This window comes from Kordia zhangzhouensis (assembly GCF_001005305.1).
GTDB lineage: Bacteria > Bacteroidota > Bacteroidia > Flavobacteriales > Flavobacteriaceae > Kordia > Kordia zhangzhouensis.
Map to the genome: position 1 here is coordinate 254,853 of NZ_LBMH01000001.1, position 23,561 is coordinate 278,413.

At 34.1% G+C, this 23,561-nt stretch carries 19 protein-coding genes; 10 read left to right on the forward strand and 9 right to left on the reverse strand.

Going from position 1 to position 23,561, the window contains the following annotated elements; all coding sequences use genetic code 11:
• Positions 1-194 precede the first annotated feature (194 nt).
• From AA088_RS01250 to AA088_RS01265, 5 genes are all read left to right on the forward strand, one after another.
• Positions 195-761, forward strand: a complete 567-nt coding sequence (locus AA088_RS01250) for an RNA polymerase sigma factor (RefSeq protein ID WP_046743108.1) — start codon at positions 195-197, stop codon at positions 759-761.
• Positions 758-1,552 (forward strand): hypothetical protein, encoded by a 795-nt coding sequence (locus AA088_RS01255; protein WP_046743109.1) that lies wholly within the window; start codon positions 758-760, stop codon positions 1,550-1,552. The genes AA088_RS01250 and AA088_RS01255 overlap by 4 nt, the downstream gene beginning before the upstream one ends.
• On the forward strand, positions 1,553-4,663 hold the full coding sequence (locus tag AA088_RS01260; protein WP_046743110.1) for a CHAT domain-containing protein: 3,111 nt from the start codon (positions 1,553-1,555) through the stop codon (positions 4,661-4,663).
• 139 nt (positions 4,664-4,802) lie between these two features.
• Positions 4,803-4,934: a hypothetical protein gene (locus AA088_RS18765; protein WP_262494918.1), complete on the forward strand. Its 132-nt coding sequence runs from the start codon at positions 4,803-4,805 to the stop codon at positions 4,932-4,934.
• 446 nt (positions 4,935-5,380) lie between these two features.
• Positions 5,381-5,569, forward strand: a complete 189-nt coding sequence (locus AA088_RS01265) for a hypothetical protein (RefSeq protein ID WP_046743111.1) — start codon at positions 5,381-5,383, stop codon at positions 5,567-5,569.
• A 94-nt stretch (positions 5,570-5,663) separates the two neighbouring features.
• On the opposite strand, the gene AA088_RS01270 is transcribed toward AA088_RS01265, so the two are convergent.
• The 4 genes from AA088_RS01270 to AA088_RS01285 all read right to left on the reverse strand — a co-directional run bounded on the left by AA088_RS01270 (position 5,664) and on the right by AA088_RS01285 (position 12,929).
• Positions 5,664-8,507, reverse strand: coding sequence for a TonB-dependent receptor (locus tag AA088_RS01270; protein WP_046743112.1), 2,844 nt, complete (start codon positions 8,505-8,507; stop codon positions 5,664-5,666).
• An 80-nt stretch (positions 8,508-8,587) separates the two neighbouring features.
• On the reverse strand, positions 8,588-10,435 hold the full coding sequence (gene glmS / locus AA088_RS01275) for a glutamine--fructose-6-phosphate transaminase (isomerizing) (RefSeq protein WP_046743113.1): 1,848 nt from the start codon (positions 10,433-10,435) through the stop codon (positions 8,588-8,590).
• A gap of 22 nt (positions 10,436-10,457) precedes the next feature.
• Complete coding sequence (locus AA088_RS01280; protein ID WP_046743114.1) at positions 10,458-12,098, reverse strand: DUF4270 domain-containing protein; 1,641 nt, start codon at positions 12,096-12,098, stop codon at positions 10,458-10,460.
• Positions 12,099-12,113: 15 nt separating this feature from the next.
• Positions 12,114-12,929, reverse strand: a complete 816-nt coding sequence (locus AA088_RS01285) for a glycogen/starch synthase (RefSeq protein ID WP_046743115.1) — start codon at positions 12,927-12,929, stop codon at positions 12,114-12,116.
• 107 nt (positions 12,930-13,036) lie between these two features.
• Between AA088_RS01285 and panC the strand changes: the two genes are divergently transcribed.
• From panC to radA, 5 genes are read left to right on the forward strand one after another with little or no spacing between them, the layout of a single operon-like run.
• Positions 13,037-13,885, forward strand: a complete 849-nt coding sequence (gene panC, locus AA088_RS01290; protein ID WP_046743116.1) for a pantoate--beta-alanine ligase — start codon at positions 13,037-13,039, stop codon at positions 13,883-13,885.
• Between the two features lie 27 nt (positions 13,886-13,912).
• Positions 13,913-14,263 (forward strand): aspartate 1-decarboxylase, encoded by a 351-nt coding sequence (gene panD, locus AA088_RS01295; RefSeq protein WP_046743117.1) that lies wholly within the window; start codon positions 13,913-13,915, stop codon positions 14,261-14,263.
• The gene (locus AA088_RS01300; protein ID WP_164484229.1) at positions 14,264-15,220 is read left to right on the forward strand and encodes a lysylphosphatidylglycerol synthase transmembrane domain-containing protein; all 957 of its coding nucleotides are present in this window, start codon (positions 14,264-14,266) and stop codon (positions 15,218-15,220) included.
• A 37-nt stretch (positions 15,221-15,257) separates the two neighbouring features.
• Entirely contained in the window at positions 15,258-16,409 is a 1,152-nt protein-coding gene (locus tag AA088_RS01305) for an alpha/beta hydrolase (protein WP_046743119.1), read from the forward strand.
• 1 nt (position 16,410) lies between these two features.
• Complete coding sequence (gene radA / locus AA088_RS01310; RefSeq protein ID WP_046743120.1) at positions 16,411-17,769, forward strand: DNA repair protein RadA; 1,359 nt, start codon at positions 16,411-16,413, stop codon at positions 17,767-17,769.
• A 79-nt stretch (positions 17,770-17,848) separates the two neighbouring features.
• Here radA and AA088_RS01315 read toward each other — a convergent pair whose 3' ends face one another.
• From AA088_RS01315 to AA088_RS01335, 5 genes are all read right to left on the reverse strand, one after another.
• On the reverse strand, positions 17,849-18,883 hold the full coding sequence (locus AA088_RS01315) for an NADP(H)-dependent aldo-keto reductase (protein ID WP_046743121.1): 1,035 nt from the start codon (positions 18,881-18,883) through the stop codon (positions 17,849-17,851).
• 154 nt (positions 18,884-19,037) lie between these two features.
• Complete coding sequence (locus AA088_RS01320) at positions 19,038-19,799, reverse strand: exodeoxyribonuclease III (protein WP_046743122.1); 762 nt, start codon at positions 19,797-19,799, stop codon at positions 19,038-19,040.
• 61 nt (positions 19,800-19,860) lie between these two features.
• On the reverse strand, positions 19,861-21,666 hold the full coding sequence (locus AA088_RS01325; RefSeq protein WP_046743123.1) for a GNAT family N-acyltransferase: 1,806 nt from the start codon (positions 21,664-21,666) through the stop codon (positions 19,861-19,863).
• Positions 21,667-21,722: 56 nt separating this feature from the next.
• Positions 21,723-22,973, reverse strand: a complete 1,251-nt coding sequence (locus tag AA088_RS01330) for an aspartate kinase (protein WP_046743124.1) — start codon at positions 22,971-22,973, stop codon at positions 21,723-21,725.
• Between the two features lie 81 nt (positions 22,974-23,054).
• Positions 23,055-23,537: a GNAT family N-acetyltransferase gene (locus AA088_RS01335; protein ID WP_046743125.1), complete on the reverse strand. Its 483-nt coding sequence runs from the start codon at positions 23,535-23,537 to the stop codon at positions 23,055-23,057.
• Between the last annotated feature and the right edge of the window lie 24 nt (positions 23,538-23,561).

Here is a 23,561-nt window from a genome sequence, read left to right on the forward strand (position 1 = left end):
AACCTTTTGTTTCTACGCATTTTCATAAGTCTTCTCGGGTTTTTAAATTGATAAAATGCACTTAATTTTAAAAACTATTGTCCCAAAAATCTATGATTTTCTTTTTATATTTCGCCTCCCAAAAAAATCAAGCCATTGATACGCTACTAATAGTATTCATTTAATACTTGAACGATAAAAATTGATAGCCACTAATGTCACAAAAAACGATTCTTTTTTTAGAAAACCTGTCTCACGGAAAACAAGAAGAGATTATTTTGTTGTACCAAAAAGTTTTTCCAAAAATTGAACGTTATGTATTGAATAATAATGGCCGCTTGGGCGATGCAGACGATATTTTTCAAAAAGCATTGTTACAACTTATTGTTCGTTACAAGAAAGAACCGTTTGATATTCATACCTCTTTTGAGAACTATTTTTTTATGGTATGTAAAAATTTATGGCGAAGAGAATTGAATACCAATAAACTCATAACCCATAACCCAGAATTGCTAAATAATCTACCTGATGAAACTGACAATGCCTTTGCAATTGTTGAACAGGAAAGACATGATCTTTTTACTGAAAAACTAGCAGCGCTCTCCAGTAACTGCAAACAACTACTACAATTATTTTTTAAAAAAACTCCGTATGATGTTTTAATGCGTATGTTTAACTATAATTCTGAAAGTGTCGTAAGACAACGTATCTTTAAGTGCAAAAATCGGTTGGTTGAGCTTATTAAAAAGGACAATCGTTATGATAATTTAAAAGATGTATGAAAATCGAAGATGATATATTGATTGAAAAATTTTTAAAAAATACGCTCTCTGACAAAGAACGCACTTCTTTTATGACAAGAATGGCTTCTGATGCGTCTTTTAAAGAACATGTTATCTTAGAACAACAATTATTTGAAGTTTTAGGTGATTCCTATTGGAGTTTTGCAACCAATGAAAAAAATGCGAGAGTAGTTGCCTATAAAAAAATACTTGAGAGCAAAGAAACTCAACAATTAAAAACAACGATTGCCGAAACTATTGAACATCACAAACAACAAGCCTCGAAATCATCAGGAAAACACACTTTTAGTTTGTCGTTTATTTTAAAAGTTGCTTCCTTATTGTTGATTTTCTGTATCTCTGCATTTTGGTATTTTTCAAGCAATACAGCTATTGATTATGCTGCGGCATCAAAAAGAGCTTGGGATAAAAATATAGGATTGGATTTTGCTTTGCGAAGCAATGCTACGGATACTGTTAAGATTTCTTTAGAAAAAGCTTTGTATTATTATTCGCATCAAGAGTATGATAGCGTGTTAAGCACGTTGAAACCATATCGCACAACTAATAATCAATATAAAGATATTTTGCTAATGCGTGCGTTGGCGCATTATCGATTGCATCACACGGAAACTGCATTGGCAACTTTAGATTCTGTGGCAACAACCGCACCTAAAATTGCAAAATGGTATCGCGGTCTTATATTTTTGGATCAACATAAAACTGAAGAAGCTTCACTTCTTTTAAAACTCCCTTCTGAAGCAACTCAAGAAATTAAACTTAAAGAATAAATGCGAAAAATTATTTTTTTGGCGTGCGCATTCCTTTTATTTGGAACAAACACTTTTTTACAAGCGCAAGAGAAACTAGCAACTGCTTCCGATTATATAAATGAAGGAAACCACTTGTTGTTTTACGGAAAGTATCTCGATGCGACTCAACTGTTTCAAAAAGCATTGAAGACTTCAGAAGAAACGCAAGATTTTCTACACATTGCAGCTTCCTACAATGCCTTAGCAAAAGCCTTTTTTTCGCAATCGCAGTTAATGCAATCGTATTCGTATGCACAACAAGCTTTGGTATATAGTGAAAAAGCAAAAGAGGTTGGAAAAAGGGAAAAAGCAACCGCTTTGGAAAACTTAGCTACTATTGAAAGCATTATTGGAAAACCTAAAGAGGCTCTTAAAAATGCTTTGGAAGCATTGGAAATTCGACAAACACATTTTAAAGAGGAAAAACTTGCGTTGGTAAATTCATATTTGAATTATGCTATTGCATTACACACCAACCGAAAGTTGCCCGAAGCAGTAGAAAATTTGGACATTGCTATTTCTATTACAGCCGAAAAGTCGCCTCAGCTCACCATTTTGCATGCAGATATTATGGAATTGAAAGGGCAGATTAAGTACGATTTAGGTGAAAACGGTGAAGCGTTGTCGTATTTTGAAAAAACATTGCAGTTGGCTCAGCAAGTTTATGAAAAAGAGCATCCGTATTTTGGAAAGGTGTATAATGAAATAGGATTGATTTATTCGATTAGAGAGGAATTTGGCGAAAGCTTAGAATATTATAAAAAAGCACTGAGTTTAAGCATTCAAAATTACGGTATAGATAATCATGACGAACAAGTACGAATTCATTTTAATATTGGCACGGTATATTTTAATCAAAATTTAATTGAAAAAGCCTTATTTCATACGAAAAAAACCTTAGAGTTAGGCACACATTTTTACGGTGCATCACATCCAAAAATGTTTTTTCCGTACAGCCAACTTGGAAATATTTACGGAGACGAACGCGGAATTCCGTATCTTGAAAAAGCGCTTGCCATTAGCTTGAATGCTCCAAAAGTAAATTATGTAATAGTGTCGTATTTGTATGAATATCTTGGACACATTAATTATAGAATAGAAGACTTACAACAAGCGTTGCATTATTATCAAAAATCGCTGGAGATTAGAGAGCGAATTTACGGAACGCAGAATACAAGCACCATTAAAATATATAATAATATTGCCAAAATTTATACTGGATTACAAAATTTTGAGGAAGCTTTGGCGTATAATCAAAAAGCCATTCAAGGCAATCAATTGGTGCAAATTACGGACACCAATCGTTTTTCTGCTAAAAGCTATGTGGACACCGACATGCCGCTAGAAAACACAAAAACGAAAGCGGATATTTTATTACATCTTTATGAAAACACAAAAGACAAAAAGTATTTAGAAGAAAGTATTCAATATTACACAGAAGCGATTTCTCTTATCAAATTAACACGTTCATCAAAGCGCAATTATGCAGATAAAATTAAGTTTTCGGAAACGATAAAGGCATTGTATGCAAAAAATATTTACACTTCGTTAGCGCATTACGAATTATACCAAGATGATTCTTCTTTAAAAACTGCTTTTACAGCTTCAGAACAAAGCAAAGCGTATGTATTGCGATCGTTGCTGAAAAACACAGAACAAAAGCGCCAAATTCATCTTCACGAAGATATTTTAAATTTAGAAAAAAACATCAACGACGAACTTGCAGTGTTGCAGTCTAAAATTCTTGTTGAATCTACCAAAAAAGACGCTGATAGCATATTACTATATACATTAGAAGGTGCATTTTTTGATCTTTCCAAACGAAAAGATTCCCTCGAAAAAAGCATTGAACACACGTTGCCAAAGTACTATAAACTCAAATATGAAGATCGTGTAATTACGCTTCAAAATCTTCAAGAAAAATTAAACGACCAAACCACCTTGTTAGAGTTTTTTAAAAACCATAACATGCTGTATGTATTTATCGTCACAAAAAATACGTTTCGAGTTGAAAAATTGGAAATTGAAGATTTGGACAATCAAATTAATGAATTCAATAACGCAATCGTACAAAAAGACACTAAAAAATTTACTGAACGTTCAGTGCATTTATACAAACAACTGCTTGCTCCTATTCGGAATTATTTTGTTGGCGACGAACTTCTTATCATTCCTGATGAATCACTTTGGCATTTACAGTTTGACCTATTGCTAACCCAAGAGTCAAATACAGATGCTTATCTTTTGCACGACTACGCGATTAGTTATGCAAATTCTGCAAGCTTATTGTTTGAAAGTACTGAAAGTAAGAATGTTAAAAGCATACAAAATGATTGTATTGCATTTTCATTTACCAGCAGAGACAGTATTCATGTGGTTTCTTCTGCAATTTCATTATCAGATTTGCGAAACTCTCAAATAGATTTGCCAGGCACACGAAAAGAAATTGCTGAGATTTCAAAAATTTTAGAAGGCTCCTATTTTTACGGAACAAAGGCAAATGAAGCAAATTTTAAGGAACAAGCCGCAAAGTTTAAAATTATTCACTTAGCGCTTCACGGTGATATTGACAACCAAAATTCCAATAATTTGAAAATCTATTTTTCTAAAGGAAGCGATGAAGAAGATGACACCTTATTTGTGCATGAATTGTACAATCTTCATATTCCTGCTAGTTTGGTGGTTTTAAGTGCTTGCAATACAGGAAACGGAAAAGTCAACAAAGCGGAAGGCATTCAAAGTTTAGGAAATGCTTTTCAATATGCAGGCGCCAAAAGTTTATTGTTGAGTCGATGGGAAATTTCAGATAAAACGACTCCTGAATTTATGCGTTATTTCTACAAGCATATCAAAGCTGGATTGCCTAAACACAAAGCTTTACAACAAGCAAAAATTGATTTTTTAGCACAAACAGATTCGTTTACCAATGCTCCTTTTTATTGGGGAAGTTTTTATGTGCTAGGAGACACGCAACCTATTGTATTCTCATTATTCAATTACACGTACTGGATTATCGGTATTGTTTTGGGTGCGCTATTACTATTAGTATTTATTTATAGAAAAAGAAAGCATCTTCAGAGTACGATTTAAGACCTTAAAAAATTAAACTTTACCTTTTTATTTTTAAAAAAAAGTGAAAAATATAGGGTAACAAAATCATTTTTTTTGAACTATAAATTATGGGGGATTCTTGTACAGAATCGAAAAATAACATACTAATTCAAAAATTATGAAAAAAAGAAGTATTGCATCTTTACACTTAAACAAAAAGTCAATTTCTAACTTGAATGTTGAAAAAATAAAAGGAGGAGAAACTTCTAGTCCAGTCTTTTCTAATTGCTGTGTATTCAAGAAAGGATAAACCAATAAACTTCTATAAAATGCGAACTCGAGTTCGCATTTTTTTTGCTCTTATCTTTCAATATATAAATATCTCACAATCAACCTCATCTTGTTTTTTATTTATTTTTTCAAAAAAATAGAAAAATATTGGGTAACAAATCTCTTTTTTTTGAACTATAAGATATGGGGACTTTATATTGTATATCGAAATATAAAAACACGATGTTTGTAAACACATTTTTACAAGACTTCTTTTATGATTTCACTTTGTACAAAAAATATTTTTCTCTTCTTGAATTCAATATCAAACAAGCATTTTATATAAAAAACATTAAAACCGAAACAAAAAGCATCATTACCTATTAAAACTGATGTTTTTTAAACAATATTCTTTCGCGAAGAATAGACGTATTAGTGAGCGTCTTTAAGTGTTCACTTTTAATATTATTTTAGAAATCATACATTATGAAAAAAAGAAATCTTAAATCGTTAAACTTAAACAAAAAATCAATTTCTAACTTTGACACAAACGAATTAGTTGGTGGAACTCTAGTTACAAACGTTTTTGAATGTCCATCTATCATTGTAAAGCCTATTTGCTTTTCTCGTCCATCTGATTATTCAGCATGTGACTGTGCAACTGCACAATGCTAATCAGAATAAGGAAACAATAGTAAACAGTTTACGCTGTATTGTTCATAAAAAAAAGCTGCCAAATGGCAGCTTTTTCATTATTATTATATTTCTATTAGTTGATTATCCATGAAATGTAGTATTGAGAACCAATAGTACCAACTCCTGGAGCACTTTCGTACTCATGCCCAAGAACGTTTGCCGCTCCTAGCTTGAAAGTAGATTTTTTATAGCGATAGTTAATCTGCGCATCAAATATAGAACGTGCTGTTACCATTCCGTCTGCAAAAGTAGATTCCCACATAAAAGCATCGTTCCATCTCCAATTAACATTAAATCCAAAGTTGTTGAATAAATTTGCATTTCCAAATGAAGCTTTTACTCTGTGTTCTGGTGTATTGAAGTTTGTTTCGAAATCAGGATCACTTGCTTGATCAAAATCTAATTTTGCATATGTATAGTTAATTCCGAAATCAAAGTCATCAAATACTTTTGTGTTGATTCCTATTGCAGCACCATAAGAGCTGATATCTGCATTCGAGTTAGAGTATAATTGGAAAGGAGTAAAATCACCATTTGCCGCTGCTATTAACGCATTTGGTGTTGGTCCTCCACCAACTGGAGTTAAATCTGTAATATCAGATAAATCTACATTACCATAATTTGGAACAATTACAGTTCTGTTCGCAATGAAATCTTTGTATTGGTTATAGTATGCACTTACATCTACAGAAACATTGTCAAAAACAATTCCACGATATCCCACTTCAAAAGCTGATACTTTTTCTGGCTTTACAAATTCTACATTTGCCTTTTGTAGCAATGCTGGGTTTGGAGCTCCTGCAGCTGCACTCGCACCAAAAGCTCGAAAAGAAGCTAATGTATATGAATTGTTGTACGCATCATTTCCTGTTAATGTAACAGTTCTATCTAAACCAAAAGCTTCCAATCCTGCTGGGAAATTATTAGTGATTGGTCTGGTAGTGTAACGAGCTAAATTATCAGGTGCCGAACCTACTAAAATTGCATTTCCTACATCTAATCCGATGTATTGATCTTGTGTAGTTGGGTTACGGAATCCTGTTTGGAAAGAAGCTCTAAAATTATGCTTTTTAGCTTCGTCAGGAGAAAATACCAACGATACTCTTGGAGAGAAGTTTCCATCAAAATTTTGAGCTTTGTCATAACGGATAGACCCTGTGAATTTTAATTTATCTTCCATAAATTTTTTCTGCACCTGTAAATATGCTCCGTATTCATCATAACGAATTGGTCCGTCATAATCGGTAAAGATAGTTCCCTCAGAGTTTAACACATATTCTCTATACGAACCTCCTATTTGAATATCAGCAAAATCAATTAAGTGAGAAAAGTTATAATTCACATCCGAGTGATATAATTTTGTGTTGTCAATGAATTTTGCCCCTGTTAACAAATCTCCATCAGCAGTTACACTGTTTAATGCATTTCTGAATTGCTGCGTTCCAGGTTCAAAACGTCCTGTATCAGCCAATCCTCTAGCAAATGCATGTGCTACCGCAGGATCTCCAGGAGTTACACCAGGAATTGCCCCTGTAATTGCTCCCAAATATCCTGTTGCATATTCTGTAAACCATTGCTGGTCAGATTTCCATCTTCTATTTACATTGATTGCAGCAAAACGTGTATCGTATGAATCTCCAGCTTTTTCTGCTGTTACATACCCTCTGATAAAGAAATTGTCGTTGCGAATTTCTAATTTATGCTGTTGCATGAAGAAATTCTTGATAGAATATCTATTTGCTCCTTGATAGATTGTATTTCCTCTACCAAATTTAGAATTCCATATTACAGTAAAGTCATTAGCCCAAGGTTTGTAATGTAATGCTAAATCAGCTTTCACACTTTCCGCATCATAATCCATTAAATTACGCTCTTCGTAACCTGTTCTAGATACTGCAGAAGAACCAAAAGTTCCTGCTGGTGTCATAGCAATCGCATCAAAGTTTAAGGTTGTCGACACTTCATCTCCATAGATATTTAATCCATTATAGTTCGGATCAGAAGCTCTTGTTCCTGCAATTGCATCTCCTGTTGAAGCATTGTAATTGGTATAATCTGTAGCAAACCATTCTGTCCCTTTTAAAAAGGAGAACGAAGCCTTCATCGCTATTTTATCATTAAAAGCATGTGCCGCTCTTAATCCAAAATCAACAAAATTGTTATCCCCTGCATTTTCAGATGAAGTCATTCCTGTTTTTGCATAAAAACTGATTCCTTGCTCTTGGAACGGATCTTTACTACGCATAAACATAATTCCGTTGAAAGCATTTGCTCCATATAATGCAGAAGAAGCTCCTGGTAGTAATTCTACAGTTGCTACATCCAACTCAGACATTCCTAATAAGTTCCCTAAGGCAAAGTTTAATGCTGGGGAAGAATTGTCCATTCCATCAACTAACTGCATAAAACGCGTGTTAGCAAACGTAGCAAAACCTCTAGTATTTACCGATTTAAACGTTAAACTGTTTGTATTTACGTCAACACCTTTCAGGTTTTCTAAAGCATCATAATACGTTGGTGCTGCAGCATTTTTAATTTCACGAGCATCCATGCGCTCAATAGACACTGGTGACTCTCTAATCCTTTCAGGTGTTCTAGAAGCAGAAAGAACAATCTCATCAAGCTGAGTTCCTTCTTTTATAGTGATTGTTACTTCTTGATTATTTGAGGTAATGTCTACCGTAGCAGTTTCATATCCTACAACACTAGCCTGAAGTTTAAAAGGAGGTTGTAACGATGTAGTAAGTTTAAATTTTCCATCAAAATCGGTAATTGTTCCTGAGGATGTACCTACAACGACAACATTCGCTCCAGGAATTGGAAGGTTATTCTCATCAACAACTTTTCCGCTAACATTGGTTTGCGCACACATCACTACGCAAACCAACATCGCCATAATTGATAAAAAGGTTCTCATAAGTCTTTTGGTTTAGTTATTATGAGAACAATATACACTTTTTTTGAAGTATCTCTAAAAAAAGTGTTAATAAATTATCGTTATTCTACTGTTACCGATTTTGCCAAGTTTCTAGGCTGATCTACATTACAATTACGCATTACCGCAATATAATATGACAATAATTGTAAAGGAATTGTTGTTAATAAAGGCGTTAACGACTCTAAAGTTTCAGGAATTTCAATCACATAATCTGCAATTTTCTTGATGGTTTGATCTCCCTGCATAACAACAGCAATAATTTTTCCTTTTCTCGATTTTATTTCCTGAATGTTACTTACCACCTTATCATAGTGCCCTTTACGCGTTGCAATAACTACTACAGGCATTTGTTCATCGATTAAAGCAATAGGACCATGTTTCATTTCAGCAGCAGGATATCCTTCCGCATGAATATAAGAGATTTCTTTAAGCTTTAATGCCCCTTCAAGTGCCACTGGAAAGTTAAATCCACGCCCTAAATACAAGAAATTGGTTGCATCTTTATAGATGTTTGCAATAGTTTTGACATGATTGTCCGATTCCAATGTTTTTTCAACTTTTGCAGGAATAGCATCCATTTCCGATAGGTACGTATGAAATTCAGAAGTAGATATTGTTCCTTTTTTGTGTGCTAGTTTTAGCGCAATTAATGTTAATACAGTAATTTGCGTGGTGAATGCTTTTGTTGAAGCTACACCAATTTCAGGACCAGCATGCGTATAAGCTCCAGCATGTGTTTCTCTTGAAATAGAAGAACCTACCACATTACATACTCCAAACACAAAAGCTCCTTTACTTTTGGCCAATTTGATTGCTGCCAATGTATCTGCTGTTTCTCCAGACTGTGAGATAGCAATCACTACATCTTTTTCTGTGATAACAGGGTTTCTGTATCTAAATTCAGAAGCATATTCTACTTCTACAGGAGTTCTAGTTAGTTCCTCAAAAACATATTCTGCTACCAATCCTGCATGCCAAGATGTTCCACAAGCTACAATTAGGATTCGATTGGCATTTAAAAATTTCTCAATATTATCATCCACTCCAGCCATACGGATAATTCCTTCATTTGAAAGCATTCTTCCTCTGAAGGTATCTAAAATTGCACGCGGCTGCTCATAAATTTCTTTCAGCATAAAGTGATCATAACCACCTTTTTCAATTTGCTCAAGATTCAATTGCAATTCTTGCACATATGGATCTACCAAAGAATCATCTTTGATTTTGCGAACTTTTACTTTTTTTCCTCTACGAACAATGGCCATTTCTTCATCTTCTAAATAGATTGCATTGTTCGTGTATTCGATAAAAGGAGAAGCATCAGACGCTATAAAAAATTCTTCCTCACCTACACCAATCACCAACGGACTTCCTAAACGAGCAACTACAATTTCGTCTGGTTTATTTCTATCAAAAACAGCAATTGCATAAGCTCCTACTACTTGATTTAAAGCAATTTGAACCGCCTTTCCAAGCTTAACATTTTCGTTTTTCTTTACATCTTCTATTAGATTTACTAATACTTCCGTATCTGTATCTGATTTAAATGTGTATCCTCTATTTTTTAACTCTTGTTTTAAAGGATCATAATTTTCTATAATCCCATTATGAATAATTACCAAATCTCCAGAATTTGAGTAATGTGGGTGAGAGTTAACGTCATTTGGCTCTCCGTGAGTCGCCCATCGTGTGTGCCCAATCGCCAAGGAACCATCCACAGTGATTTCTTTTTTTACACGATCTTCTAAATCGGCAACTTTTCCTTTAGTCTTGGACAGTTTGATGTTTTTTCCATCATATATAGCAACACCTGCACTATCATATCCTCTGTACTCAAGTCTTTTTAATCCTTTTAGCACCACAGGATATGCTTCTCTGTGACCTATATAACCTACGATTCCGCACATAATTTCTTATTACTTATTGATATTAATTGCTTTCTGGTATTGAATAAAATATTTCCAGTTTTAACCTTTTTTCTTCTGGCGTTGCCAATGTACTTCCATGCAAAACAGTTCCAAATGGATTCATATTAGAAACTGTAGGAATGAATTCTTTTTGAGATGTTCCTGTTTTTATTTGCCCACTCGTAGCTACACGAATATCTGAAGAAGAAACCAACCCAAGTGTTACGTTAGTTGAATCCTTACGTATTACATTATTCATATGCTCCGTTAATCTAATTTTATAACGAAGTGCATTTCCATTTTCATCACGCTCCAAAATTCCTCCATGTATTGCTTTTGACAAGGATGGAGAAGAAGGGTTTACAGTTTGATCAACAATATAATCTTCCAAAGGAACATTGTCATTCATATTATAAAGGTAAATACGCTGTGGATCTTGCGCATTATCAACCTGAATGGTATTATTTACATAAAACACCAAATTTGCATCATTGATAATCCAACCGTTTTCACGAATTTCTTCCAACTGATCTGCAATACCGTTTCCATCTGTATCTGGTCCGAAAAGCTCAATTACAGACATAGATCCTTCACCACCTTTTAAAAATAGATTTTCTTCACTTGCAGTAACATCCTGCGTAAAAGTTGGCGTGTTAAACGTATTAATAATATTTGCAGAAGATAAACTTAAATTAAAAAAAGCTTTTTCTGGCTCAACTTGATCATCTGAAGGGTCATCATTTCCTTGTGTATTTACTTTTTGATACACGTATTTAATCTGAATAGTAGCATTTTGAAAATCCAATAACATCAATGCATCTGTATTTTCGGCGGTAATATGAATTCCTCTGAATAAATCAGAAGCTCTAAACACATTATTATTAGATAAATCTATACTCCCTTCGTTATTAATAATACGTTGTTGGAAAAAATCGGTATCTAGTGGCACTCGAATACGCGGCGACAACGTTTCCTCTATAACTGGCTCATCATTTTCATCGCGCACAATTTGTCCGCTAGCATCTACCTCAATCACTTCGATTGGATCTGTATCAATTGTATAAGCAGTATCTTCAAAAAGAGTAACTCCTAAAGAACCTGAATAATCTTCATCTGAAAAGTATGCCTGTGGATCACCATTTTCGTCAGTTCCACGCAAATAATAGGTAAGCTCTTGAACACGTAATGTAAAAGGCTGCGTTATGTTTCCATATAATGAATCTACTTCAACTTCTGTTTCTCCATCATCATTGATTGTACTCGAACTAAAATACGGAATGTTTAGCCATACTTCTGTTACCAATTCATTTTCTTCAAAATCAGTAAGATCTTCATCTTCCTCTGCTTGACTTTTATCTCCAAACTCAGGGTTTTCGGATCCATCAATCAAACTCGCTTGCACTGTTAAACTAGAAAATGTAGTACCATAAACAGGATCTACATTTTTACCTAATTGATACACAGGAAGTCCATTCGTTTGAATAGGATTTAACCGTTTGTTGTAGGCACGCACTTTGGCATCAACATACAGTTCTGTGGAAAAGTTATTGTTTTCAATAACTTCATCTCCAATTGTACTAAAATCATCATCGCAAGCAACAAAGCCAAGCACTGTAAAAAGCACCAATAAGCCACTAGCAAGTGTCTTTTTAAATTTGTTCATAAGTGTAATAATCTGTTAACCTAAATTTAAAACTTTTGTTTTGTAAAAATCAGTGTATGCTTCGGCAAATTCTTCACTGTTTTTATACTCAAGAACTGGCTTGTCAAGGCTGGTGAGATATTCTTGAATATCAGTAGGAATTTCTTCAGATGCAACTACAACCGCATCTGAATGATCTACCGCAACTTTTAGAAGGTTAGAGTAGTTTGGCTCAGCAAGTATCTCTACGTTGCCATTACCAATATTATCAAATTTGATTTTATTTAGCATTTCATTATCTAAAGTTCCTTCAAACTCTTGTTTGTATACAGAAGTAACAATTTTACTATCTGTAAACAATGGTTCGTCTTTGTAGTATTTTCTCAAATACAAAGGCAATAAAGAAGCCATCCATCCGTGAACATGAATGATATCTGGTGCCCAATTTAATTTTTTCACAGTTTCAATTACTCCTTTAGCAAAGAAGATTGCACGCTCATCATTATCTGGAAATAAATTTCCATCTTCGTCGGTAAACGTAGCTTTACGTTTAAAATATTCTTCGTTATCAATAAAATATACTTGTATTCTCTCTTTAGGAATGGAAGCTACTTTAATGATTAGTGGCATATCCATATCATTAATTACTAAATTCATTCCTGATAAACGAATTACTTCGTGTAGTTGATGTCTTCGCTCGTTGATGTTTCCGAAGCGCGGCATAAATATTCGAATTTGCCCACCTTGACTATTAACCATTTTAGGAGCCTCAAACGACATGGATGAGATTTCCGTTTCTGGTAAATAAGGTACTACTTCTGATGAAACATATAAGACTCTTTTATTATTCATAAAAATACTTTTCCATTTTAAGATTCAGCGTAAAACATGCAAAATTACAAAAATTATGCAGATTAACAGTAATATATTAAGTTTGCACGCTGTTAATTTTTTCCAAAATGACTACATTTTATACTCAAAACGACGTAAAGTCATTCGTACAAACACTAAAATTGAAAAATAAAACGATTGGTTTTGTTCCTACAATGGGTGCCTTACACGAAGGACATTTATCACTGGTAAAGAACGCAATGACTGATAATGATATTGTATTTGTCAGTATTTTTGTAAACCCAACACAGTTTGACAATTCTTCAGATTTAGAAAAATACCCTCGAACATTAGACGCCGACGTAGACTTATTAAAAACGGTAGGTGAAAATATATATGTATATGCTCCAAATGTACAAGATATATACAAAAAAGAGGTTAAAGCCGAAAATTTCAGCTATGATGGACTCGAGTTTGAAATGGAAGGAAAATTTAGAACTGGACATTTTGATGGTGTTGGCACAATTGTAAAGCGTCTTTTTGAAATTGTTACTCCTAACAATGCTTATTTTGGCGAAAAAGACTTCCAACAATTAATGATTATCAAAAAGCTTGTCTCAAAGTACCACATTCCAGTAAATGTAGTAGGAAGTGAGATTTACAGAGAAGCTTCTGGACTTGCTATGAGCTCACGAAATCAACGCTTGTCTGATGAAGCAAGAAAAGAAAGTGCTTTTATCTATCAAACTCTTTTAAAAGCTAAAGAAAAGTTTGGCACAAAAAGTGCTACTAAAGTTAAAGAATGGGTTCAAGAGCAGTTTGAAAAACACCCTCTTTTAACACTGGAATATGTTGAGATTGCTAATAGCAAAAATCTCAAAACCGTTAAAAGAAAATCAAAAAACGAAACATATCGCATATTCATTGCTGCTTTTATCGAAAACATTCGACTAATTGACAATATTGCATTGAATTAAAAACTTTAAAATCATTAACTTTGCCCCATGCAAATACACGTAGTAAAATCGAAGATACACAGAGTAAAAGTCACAGGAGCTGACTTGAACTATATCGGAAGCATCACGATCGACGAAGACCTTATGGACGCTGCTAATATTATTCAGGGAGAAAAAGTTCAAATTGTAAACAATAACAATGGTGAACGCCTTGAAACGTACGCTATTCCTGGGCCAAGAGGAAGTGGTGAAATAACGCTAAATGGTGCTGCAGCTCGAAAAGTAGCGAAAGGAGATGTATTGATATTAATCACGTATGCCATGATGGATATCGAAGAAGCCAAAAAATTCAAACCTTCATTGGTATTCCCTAACGAAGCAGATAACACACTTACATAGTTGAAAAAATCTACCATAAAAATACTAAAAATAATACTCCCACTTTTTTTGGGAGTTTTTTTAGTTTGGTACTCTTTGTCAAAAACACCTATTGACGAGCTTATAAAACATTTTAAAAACGCCAATTATACTTGGGTAACATTAGGCGTTCTTTGCGGGATTTTAAGTCACTTATCACGAGCATATCGCTGGCAGTACATGCTAGACCCTTTAGGCTATAAACCTAAATATCCAAACAGTGTTATGGCTGTTTTTATAGCTTATTTAGCCAATCTTGGAATTCCCAGATCTGGAGAAGCTTTACGAGCTTTAACATTGACAAATTATGAAGATGTTCCTTTTGAAAAAGGGTTTGGAACGATTGTCGCTGAACGTGTAGCCGATTTAATCATAATGCTTCTGGTGATTATTGTCACGCTTTTTGTGCAATTTGATTTTATTTGGAACATCTTAATGAAAAAGTTTGATCCTACAAAAATTGCCCTTTTACTTAGTGCCCTAGTAATTGGTGGAATTGCATTCATCATTTTTATTAAAAAGGCAAAAAAAGGAATCGCCCTGAAGATTAAGAACTTCGTTTTGGGAATATATGAAGGCGCCACAAGCATTTTAAAAATGAAAAATAAATGGGGATTTATTTTTCATACATTATTCATTTGGGCTATGTACATCTTAATGTTCTACATTACTATGCTATCTGTAGAAGAATTACATGGAAAAGTATCTGCTGGAGCTATTCTCATTGGATTCATCGCTGGAAGCTTTAGCATTGCCGCTACAAACGGAGGAATTGGCTTATATCCAATCGCTGTTGCTAGTGCTTTTACGCTTTTTGCCATCCCTAAAGTTCCCAGTGAAGCTTTTGGTTGGATTATGTGGGCGTCACAAACTTTAATGATAATTATTCTTGGAGGATTGTCATTTCTTTATCTGCCTATTTTCAATAGCAAAAAATAATTTTTACCTTGCTATTCTAAACTAACCTATCTTCACTATGAAACATTTTTTAATGTTCTTCGTTGCGCTTATGAGTTTTTCATTAGCAACAGCACAAGTCAAAGTTGAGCAATTCAGTTCAAAAAAATTAAACGAAACTCGCGATATCCAATTGTACATTCCTGAAGGGTATTCTGAAGAAAAAGTATATCCAATTATTGTTGTTCTTGACGCACATTATCTCTTTGAAAGTGTTGTTGCCAATACACGCTTTTATAGCTATTGGGACGAAATGCCCGAATCAATTGTTGTTGGCATAAACCAATACAAAACCGAAGACCGTGAAAAAGACGTAGCATATGATGATGACAATGGGTTACCCAAAGACAAAGGAAATCAGTTTTTTGAATTCATTGGCATGGAATTGATTCCGTTTGTGGAAAAAAATTACAATACTGCAAACTTTAAAATGATTATAGGGCACGATTTAACAGCAAATTTTGCTAATTACTACCTATTGAAAGAAGCTCCTCTTTTTGACGCCTACATTAACTTGAGCCCATCATTCGCTCCAAAAATGGAAGAACGCATTGCAAAACGTTTGGAAGAATTTGAAAAGAAAAAATTTTATTACTTAGCCACAGCAGAAGAAGATACTAAAAAATCAGCTACCAAAATTAGAGCATTTAATGCTACGCTTAAAAACCTCAAAAACGAAAATATTTTCTATTATTACGATGATTTTACAGAGGCCAACCACAACTCTTTAGCCGTACAAGCAATTCCTAGAGCTATGAGCCAAATTTTTTCAATGTATCGCCCTATTAGCGTAAAAGAATACAAGGAAAAAATTCTTAACTTAACAACTTCTCCTTATTTGTATTTGAATGATAAATACGAAACTATTAAAAATCTTTTTGGCTTTGAAAAACGCGTTACCGTTAACGATTTTATGGCTATTTATTCTGCTGTACGCAGGGACGAAAAAAACACAGAAGACTTGAAATTGTTGGCAAAACTTGGAAAAAAAGAATATCCTGACACAGCATTATTTCACTTTTTTATGGGAGAATATTACGAAAAAACCGAAGCTCCTAAAAAAGCATTGCGCATGTATCAAAATGGGTTTAGTATGAATCCTATCGATTTTATTACTAAAGATCTTATGCTTGATAAAGCAGATAAACTTAAACAAGATTTCGGGTGGTAATATGGCAAAAGTAAAAACCTCTTTTTTCTGTCAAAACTGCGGAACACAATTTACTAAATGGCAAGGACAATGTTCTTCTTGTAAACAGTGGAATACAATCGTTGAAGAAGTTGTTCAAAAGGAAGAAAAGATTAATTGGCAAACAAAAGAAAAAAGCACCTCAAGAGTGGCTAAGCCAACCTTGATTCATGAAATCAGTGCTTCCAATGAAAAACGCTTACCTACTTCAGATTATGAGCTTGACCGAGTTCTGGGAGGCGGTATTGTTCCTGGATCTCTTATTTTACTTGGAGGCGAACCAGGCATTGGAAAAAGCACACTTTTATTGCAAATATCTTTAAAGCTACCATACAAAACGCTTTATGTTTCTGGAGAAGAAAGTCAAAAGCAAATAAAAATGCGCGCGGAGCGCATCCACCATCACAACTCAAATTGTTTTGTGCTAACAGAAACAAAAACTCAGAATATATTCAAGCAAATTGCCGAAGTAAAGCCAGATATTGTCATTATAGACTCTATCCAAACATTACACTCAGATTATATAGAATCGTCAGCAGGTAGTATATCACAAATTAGAGAATGCACGACAGAACTGATTAAGTTTGCCAAAGAAAGTGGTATTCCTGTCTTTTTGATAGGTCATATTACTAAAGATGGAAATATTGCGGGACCAAAGATTTTAGAACATATGGTTGATACCGTTTTACAGTTTGAAGGCGATCGCAATCATGTATATCGTATTTTACGATCACTAAAAAATCGTTTTGGTTCAACTTCTGAATTAGGTATTTATGAAATGCTTTCGGATGGTTTACGCGAAGTGAGCAATCCTTCCGAAATACTCATTTCTAAAAATGCTGACGAACTCAGCGGAACGGCAATTGCTGCTACTTTAGAAGGCGCACGACCATTGATGATTGAAATCCAAGCTTTGGTTAGCACTGCTGTATACGGAACACCTCAACGAAGTACGACTGGTTATAATGCCAAACGATTGAATATGTTGTTGGCAGTTTTGGAAAAACGAGCTGGATTTAAACTCGCCGCCAAAGACGTTTTTTTAAACATCACAGGAGGAATTAGCATTGATGACCCCGCAATAGACTTGGCTGTCATAGCTGCTATTTTATCAAGCAATGAAGATGAGGAAATTTCCAAAACAAATTGTTTTGCTGCTGAGATTGGTCTCGCTGGAGAAATTCGCCCTGTAAATCGAATTGATCAGCGAATTTTGGAAGCTGAAAAACTCGGTTTTACTACTTTTTTTGCTTCCAAGCACAACAAAATTTCTTTAAAAAACACCAAAATTCGCATCGTATTGATTTCTCAAATTGAGGAATTAGTAGCACATTTGTTTTAGCATTATACTCCTAAAAAATCCTGAAGCTATTACAGTCTACTGAAATTAATTCAACAGAAACAACTAATTGACAACCTATTTACGATGCTGGATTCGGAATACTACTATGAATTTCATTAATCCCATCAATCACTTCTTGTGACAATTCGATATCAATACTCGCTATATTTTCCTTAAGCTGTTCCATTTTCGTAGCTCCAATAATATTTCCTGTCACAAATGGCTGCTGATTTACAAATGCCAACGACATTTGCGCAAGACTTAATCCGTGCTTCTGCGCCAGTACTTGATAACGTTCCGTTGCTTGCGTAGCCTCTGCACTACTATAACGTGCGAATCGTGGAAATAAAGTCAAACGCGCATCTTCAGGTTGTTTTCCTCCTAAGTATTTTCCAGAAAGCACACCAAACGCCATTGGTGAATACGCTAATAAACCTATTCCTTCACGCATAGATATTTCAGACAAACCTGTTTCAAAACCTCTACACAACAACGAATATGCATTTTGGATTGTAACCATTCTTGGTAAACCTTTATCGGCTTCTTGCAAATAGCGCATTGTTCCCCAAGGTGTTTCATTAGAAACTCCTACTTGACGAATTTTTCCTTCTTTGATTAATTCCTCTAAAGTTGCCAAACTTACATGGAAATTATATTCCCAAGCATCATTAGGATCGTGTTCATAATTACGTTGTCCAAATGTGTTTGTATTTCGCTCTGGCCAGTGCAATTGATATAAATCTATATAATCTGTTTGCAAGCGTTTTAAGCTTTGTTCTACTGCATCTTTTATTGCTGCTGGTTTAAACCCATTCGTTCTGATATGTGCTGTGTAATCGCCTGGTCCTGCAATTTTACTTGCTAGCACTATTTTATCTCTGTTTCCCGATTTTTTGAACCATGTTCCTATAATACGTTCTGTTTCCGCATAGGTTTCTGCTGTCGCAGGCACAGGATACAACTCTGCAGTATCAAAGAAATTTACTCCTTGCTCTAGTGCATAGTCCATTTGCTCATGACCTTCGGCTTCGGTGTTTTGATTTCCCCATGTCATGGTTCCTAAGCAAATTTTACTAACTTTTATATCGGTATGAGGGATTTTTGTGTATTTCATTTTCAGTTTTAATGATTTTACATTAAGAATAAAGACAATAGTTTAAGTTCTTTTACAAAATAGGCTTTTGTTTACGCAGAAATGACAATTTTTAAAAAGCGAGTATCGATACCTTACCATCTACGTGTAGAAGGAAATGTCAAATTTTACAAGTTTACACGCTAACTTCTACTAAAATAGGGCAATGATCTGAATGTTTTGCTTCAGGCAAAATGGCCGCTCTAGTAATATTTTCTTTTAGAGGTTCAGCCACCATGTTATAATCAATTCTCCAGCCTTTGTTATTTGCCCGCGCATTGGCACGATAACTCCACCAACTGTAGTGATGTGGTTCTTTATTGAGGTGACGAAATGAATCAATAAAACCACTATCAATCAAACTTCCAATCCAAGCACGTTCTTCAGGCAAAAACCCTGAAACACCTTTCATTTTCGGATTGTGGATATCAATTTCTTCATGACAAATATTATAATCTCCACAAACTACAAGGTTTGGAATTTCCGCTCTCAAACTGGTTAAATATTCTTTAATTTCGTCCATGTATTGAAATTTAAAACTCAAGCGAGCATCATTGGTTCCAGATGGCAAATACATACTCATTATTGAGATATCATCATAATCAACACGTAAATTTCTTCCTTCTTCATCCATATATTTTATACCTGTTCCGTATTGTATATGGTTAGGCTTTTCTTTACAGAGTATAGCCACGCCGCTATATCCTTTTTTTTGCGCACTGTACCAATAATGATAAGGATAGCCCGCATTTTCAAAAGCTTCAAGATCTAATTGTTCTTTATGAGCTTTGGTTTCTTGAATACAAAGCACATCTGGACTAGCATGTTGCAACCATTCTAAAAAACCTTTTTTAATTGCAGCACGAATTCCGTTTACATTATACGAAATGATTTTCATGTAGTTTTCTATTTTTAACGTGTATGAACGTTTATGTAGTTATATAAAGAAGCGTTCAGATTTATTCTTCTTCTTGCTCGTTTAATCGTTGTTCTAGTTCCGCCTGAAACTCTTCCATCACTGGTTTTACTGTACTTTCTGGAAGATCCGCTATACGAATATACATAAGTCCATCTACCGCATTATTGAATAATGGATCAACATTAAAGGCGATTACTTTAGCATTTTGTTTTACATATTTTTTGATTAATACTGGCAAACGCAAACTCCCTGGCTCAAGTTCATCAATAATCTTATCAAACTTATTCAAATCTGCCTCCGTTTCATCAAAAATAAAGTCTTTATCAGCATCTTTTAATTTGACTTTAAATTCTTTTTTAGGATGAATATATTGTGCAATGTATGGATCATAGTAATGAGATTTCATGAATTCAATCATCAACGATTTAGAGAAGTTCGAAAACTGATTACTAATACTTACACCACCAATCAAGTATTTATGTTCTGGATAGCGCAATGTAGTATGTACAATTCCTTTCCATAGTAAAAATAGCGGCATTGGTTTTTGTTGATATTCTTTAATGATGAATGCTCTACCCATTTCGATTGATTCACTCATCATTTTATGCAACTCTGGTTCAAAACGAAATAAGTCTTGTAAATAAAATCCATCAATTCCGTATTGAGAATAAATTTGGTTTCCTAATCCCATTCTATATGCTCCCACAATACATTTTGCATCACTATCCCATAAAAACATATGATGATAGTAATGATCAAATTGATCTAAATCAATCGCTTGATTTGTTCCTTCTCCAATTTCGCGAAAAGTAATTTCTCTCAATCGTCCTAACTCACGTAATACGTTTGGAATTTCAGCAGCTTCAGCTAAATATACTTGGTAATTTTTACTAGTTAGTAGATGATGCTTTTGTGTTAACTCCTGAACTTCCTGCTCAATAAGTTTGGCAGAAACTGGCGTAATTATTTTTTTGGGTTGTTTAGGAATTTTAAGAGATGTAGGAACTTTACTCAATAAATTTTGCTTTTCATAAGTATTGGAAAGCATGTATGTTTTTTTGCGTAAAAATTCAGTAAAATCGGAAAGATTTTCATGCTCATCTTGTGCTTTTACAGGAATTGGTTTTCCAATACGAACTTTGATTACTCTGTTTTTTTGAGTCAATAACTCAGAAGGTAATTTTGCTGTTCTGAATGTGTCGCTAATTTTTGACAAACGATAAAAAATACGACTGTTTTTTGCGTGAAAATAGATCGGCACAACAGGAACTTTTGCCTTTTGAACCAATTTCATCGCCGCTTCTTCCCAAGGTTTATCTACAATCAATCGTCCATCTTTATATGTTGAAACTTCTCCAGCAGGAAAAATTCCCAATGGCTTTCCTTCTCTTAAATGCTTAATAGATTGCTTGAATCCTGCAATACTCGACTTGGCTTCTTTATGATCTTCAAAAGGATTAACAGGCATTACATACGGCTTCAACGGATCGATGCGATGTAATAAAAAATTAGCAATAATCTTATAATCTGGTCGCTGTTCAATCATGAGTTTTAGCAGCAAAATCCCATCAATTCCTCCTAACGGATGATTTGAAATCGTAATATATGCACCATCTTTAGGAAGACGTTTTAAATCTTCATCAGGAATTTCAAATTTTATCTGGAATTCGTCCAACAAGGCATTCAAAAACTCAAGATCATCCAAATGTTTATGCTTGTCGTAAATTTTATTCAAATCGGAGATACGCAACACTTTCATTAGAATCCAACCAATGAAGGTTCCAATGAAACCGTACTTATCTAATTTGATTGCTTTTGCAACTTCTTTTGCAGTTACCAATCCCATATATTTTTTTTAAGGCGAATTACAAATATAGGAAAACAACCTTAATTTGCCCGACTTTATTTAACAACTAGCTGAATCGTTTTTTCTGCACGTTGCTCTAATAGAATTTCCTTATCTTTTTTAAGTGTTTCAATTGCCAAACCTGTAAAATGTCGAATTGTATATAATGATACATTTTCATAATGCGTTACTTTAAACTTTGAACGCAAAGCACTAAGTAATTTTTCTAAATTGTTAAATTTATTATCTACACAAACGGAAAAGCTTATGGCTGAATTTTGAATAACATCTACTTTCATTTTACAATCATGCAACAGCTTAAAAATTTCACTGATATTATTTTCAACAATGAATGAAAAATCTAATGATGACAAAGAAATGAGTACTTGATTCTTTTTTACAATAAAACAAGGAATATTAGGTTCTATTCCTGTTCCTTTTGCCACAGCAGTTCCATTATCGGTTGGATTGATAAAAGATTTTACATATAGCGGAATTTCTTTACGCTGCAATGGCTGCAATGTTTTTGGATGAATTACTGAAGCTCCATAAAATGCCAGCTCGATTGCTTCGCGATACGAAATATTATGCAATAATTGCGCATTTTCAAAGTACCTTGGGTCAGCATTTAAAACTCCTGGCACATCTTTCCAAATGGTTACACTTTCTGCATTTAAACAATAGGCAAATATTGCCGCAGTATAATCAGAACCTTCTCTACCCAACGTTGTCGTGAAGTTATTTGGATCACTTCCTAAAAATCCTTGGGTAATGTGCAACTTAGTTTTTTGCACGTTTTGCTTGATATTTTGTTGAGTTTGTTCCCAGTTAACTTTAGCATCACGATAATTTGCATCGGTCTTTATCATTTCGCGTACATCTAGCCACATGTTTTCAATAGAAACCGTATTTAGATAAGCACTGACAATGGTTGTAGAAATCAATTCACCAAACGACACCAATTGATCGTATACATAATTGTAATCAGGCGATTTGTTTCTGCCTAAAAAACCTTTAAGTTCTTCAAAAAAACTTGTTACTTTTTTAAATATTGGGTGATTTTCATTAGGAAATAACTCTAAAAGTATTTCATTATGATACTTGACAATTTCTTGAATTGACGCTTGTAATTCATTGCTTTTATCGAAGTAATTTTTAATGACCACTTCTAATGCGTTTGTAGTTTTCCCCATTGCCGAAATAACGATAAGGGTATCTTCATACCCTACAGTTTGCAACACATTAACTACGTTTTTAACTCCCTGAGCATCTTTGACAGAAGCACCACCAAATTTGAATATTTTCATTGTATTCTATAATTTCAATCGCATTTATTTGTCATTCATATCTTTTCATATTCATGCCTTTTATGAAATGACAATAAAACCTTACCTATTTTTTTCTATGTATTTTTGAATCCCTTTTTCATCTAATTGTACAACATGCCAATCTCTCATAACATTCGCTCCAATATGTTCATAAAATTCTATCGCAGGAGTATTCCAATCCAACACTTCCCAACCAATACGTTTCACGCCTAATTCGTGCCCATACATAATTACTTCTTTTAGCAAAGCTCCTCCTATTCCATTTCCTCGCGCTTCCTCATTTACAATTAAGTCTTCTAAGTGAAGTACTTCTCCTTTCCATGTTGAATACCGCATATATACTAAAGCAATTCCAACAACTTTTTCGGGAGTTTCTGCAATAAAACAATGAAATTTAGGAATATTACCAAAGCCATCATTTCGCAACATTTCTGGTGTGATGATTACAGCCTCAGGTTCTTTTTCAAAAATAGCAAGTTCAGTAATTAAGCGAAAAATAGCATCTACATCTGTTTCAACCGCTTTTCGAATCGTATAGTTCATAGAATTTGAAATGTTTACGCAAAG

Coding starts and splice junctions, on each gene's coding strand:
- AA088_RS01250 (WP_046743108.1), top strand. CDS start 195: ATGTCACAAAAAACGATTCTTTTTTTAGAAAACCTGTCTCACGGAAAA.
- AA088_RS01255 (WP_046743109.1), top strand. CDS start 758: ATGAAAATCGAAGATGATATATTGATTGAAAAATTTTTAAAAAATACG.
- AA088_RS01260 (WP_046743110.1), top strand. CDS start 1,553: ATGCGAAAAATTATTTTTTTGGCGTGCGCATTCCTTTTATTTGGAACA.
- AA088_RS18765 (WP_262494918.1), top strand. CDS start 4,803: ATGAAAAAAAGAAGTATTGCATCTTTACACTTAAACAAAAAGTCAATT.
- AA088_RS01265 (WP_046743111.1), top strand. CDS start 5,381: ATGAAAAAAAGAAATCTTAAATCGTTAAACTTAAACAAAAAATCAATT.
- AA088_RS01270 (WP_046743112.1), bottom strand. CDS start 8,507: ATGAGAACCTTTTTATCAATTATGGCGATGTTGGTTTGCGTAGTGATG.
- glmS (WP_046743113.1), bottom strand. CDS start 10,435: ATGTGCGGAATCGTAGGTTATATAGGTCACAGAGAAGCATATCCTGTG.
- AA088_RS01280 (WP_046743114.1), bottom strand. CDS start 12,098: ATGAACAAATTTAAAAAGACACTTGCTAGTGGCTTATTGGTGCTTTTT.
- AA088_RS01285 (WP_046743115.1), bottom strand. CDS start 12,929: ATGAATAATAAAAGAGTCTTATATGTTTCATCAGAAGTAGTACCTTAT.
- panC (WP_046743116.1), top strand. CDS start 13,037: ATGACTACATTTTATACTCAAAACGACGTAAAGTCATTCGTACAAACA.
- panD (WP_046743117.1), top strand. CDS start 13,913: ATGCAAATACACGTAGTAAAATCGAAGATACACAGAGTAAAAGTCACA.
- AA088_RS01305 (WP_046743119.1), top strand. CDS start 15,258: ATGAAACATTTTTTAATGTTCTTCGTTGCGCTTATGAGTTTTTCATTA.
- radA (WP_046743120.1), top strand. CDS start 16,411: ATGGCAAAAGTAAAAACCTCTTTTTTCTGTCAAAACTGCGGAACACAA.
- AA088_RS01315 (WP_046743121.1), bottom strand. CDS start 18,883: ATGAAATACACAAAAATCCCTCATACCGATATAAAAGTTAGTAAAATT.
- AA088_RS01320 (WP_046743122.1), bottom strand. CDS start 19,799: ATGAAAATCATTTCGTATAATGTAAACGGAATTCGTGCTGCAATTAAA.
- AA088_RS01325 (WP_046743123.1), bottom strand. CDS start 21,666: ATGGGATTGGTAACTGCAAAAGAAGTTGCAAAAGCAATCAAATTAGAT.
- AA088_RS01330 (WP_046743124.1), bottom strand. CDS start 22,973: ATGAAAATATTCAAATTTGGTGGTGCTTCTGTCAAAGATGCTCAGGGA.
- AA088_RS01335 (WP_046743125.1), bottom strand. CDS start 23,537: ATGAACTATACGATTCGAAAAGCGGTTGAAACAGATGTAGATGCTATT.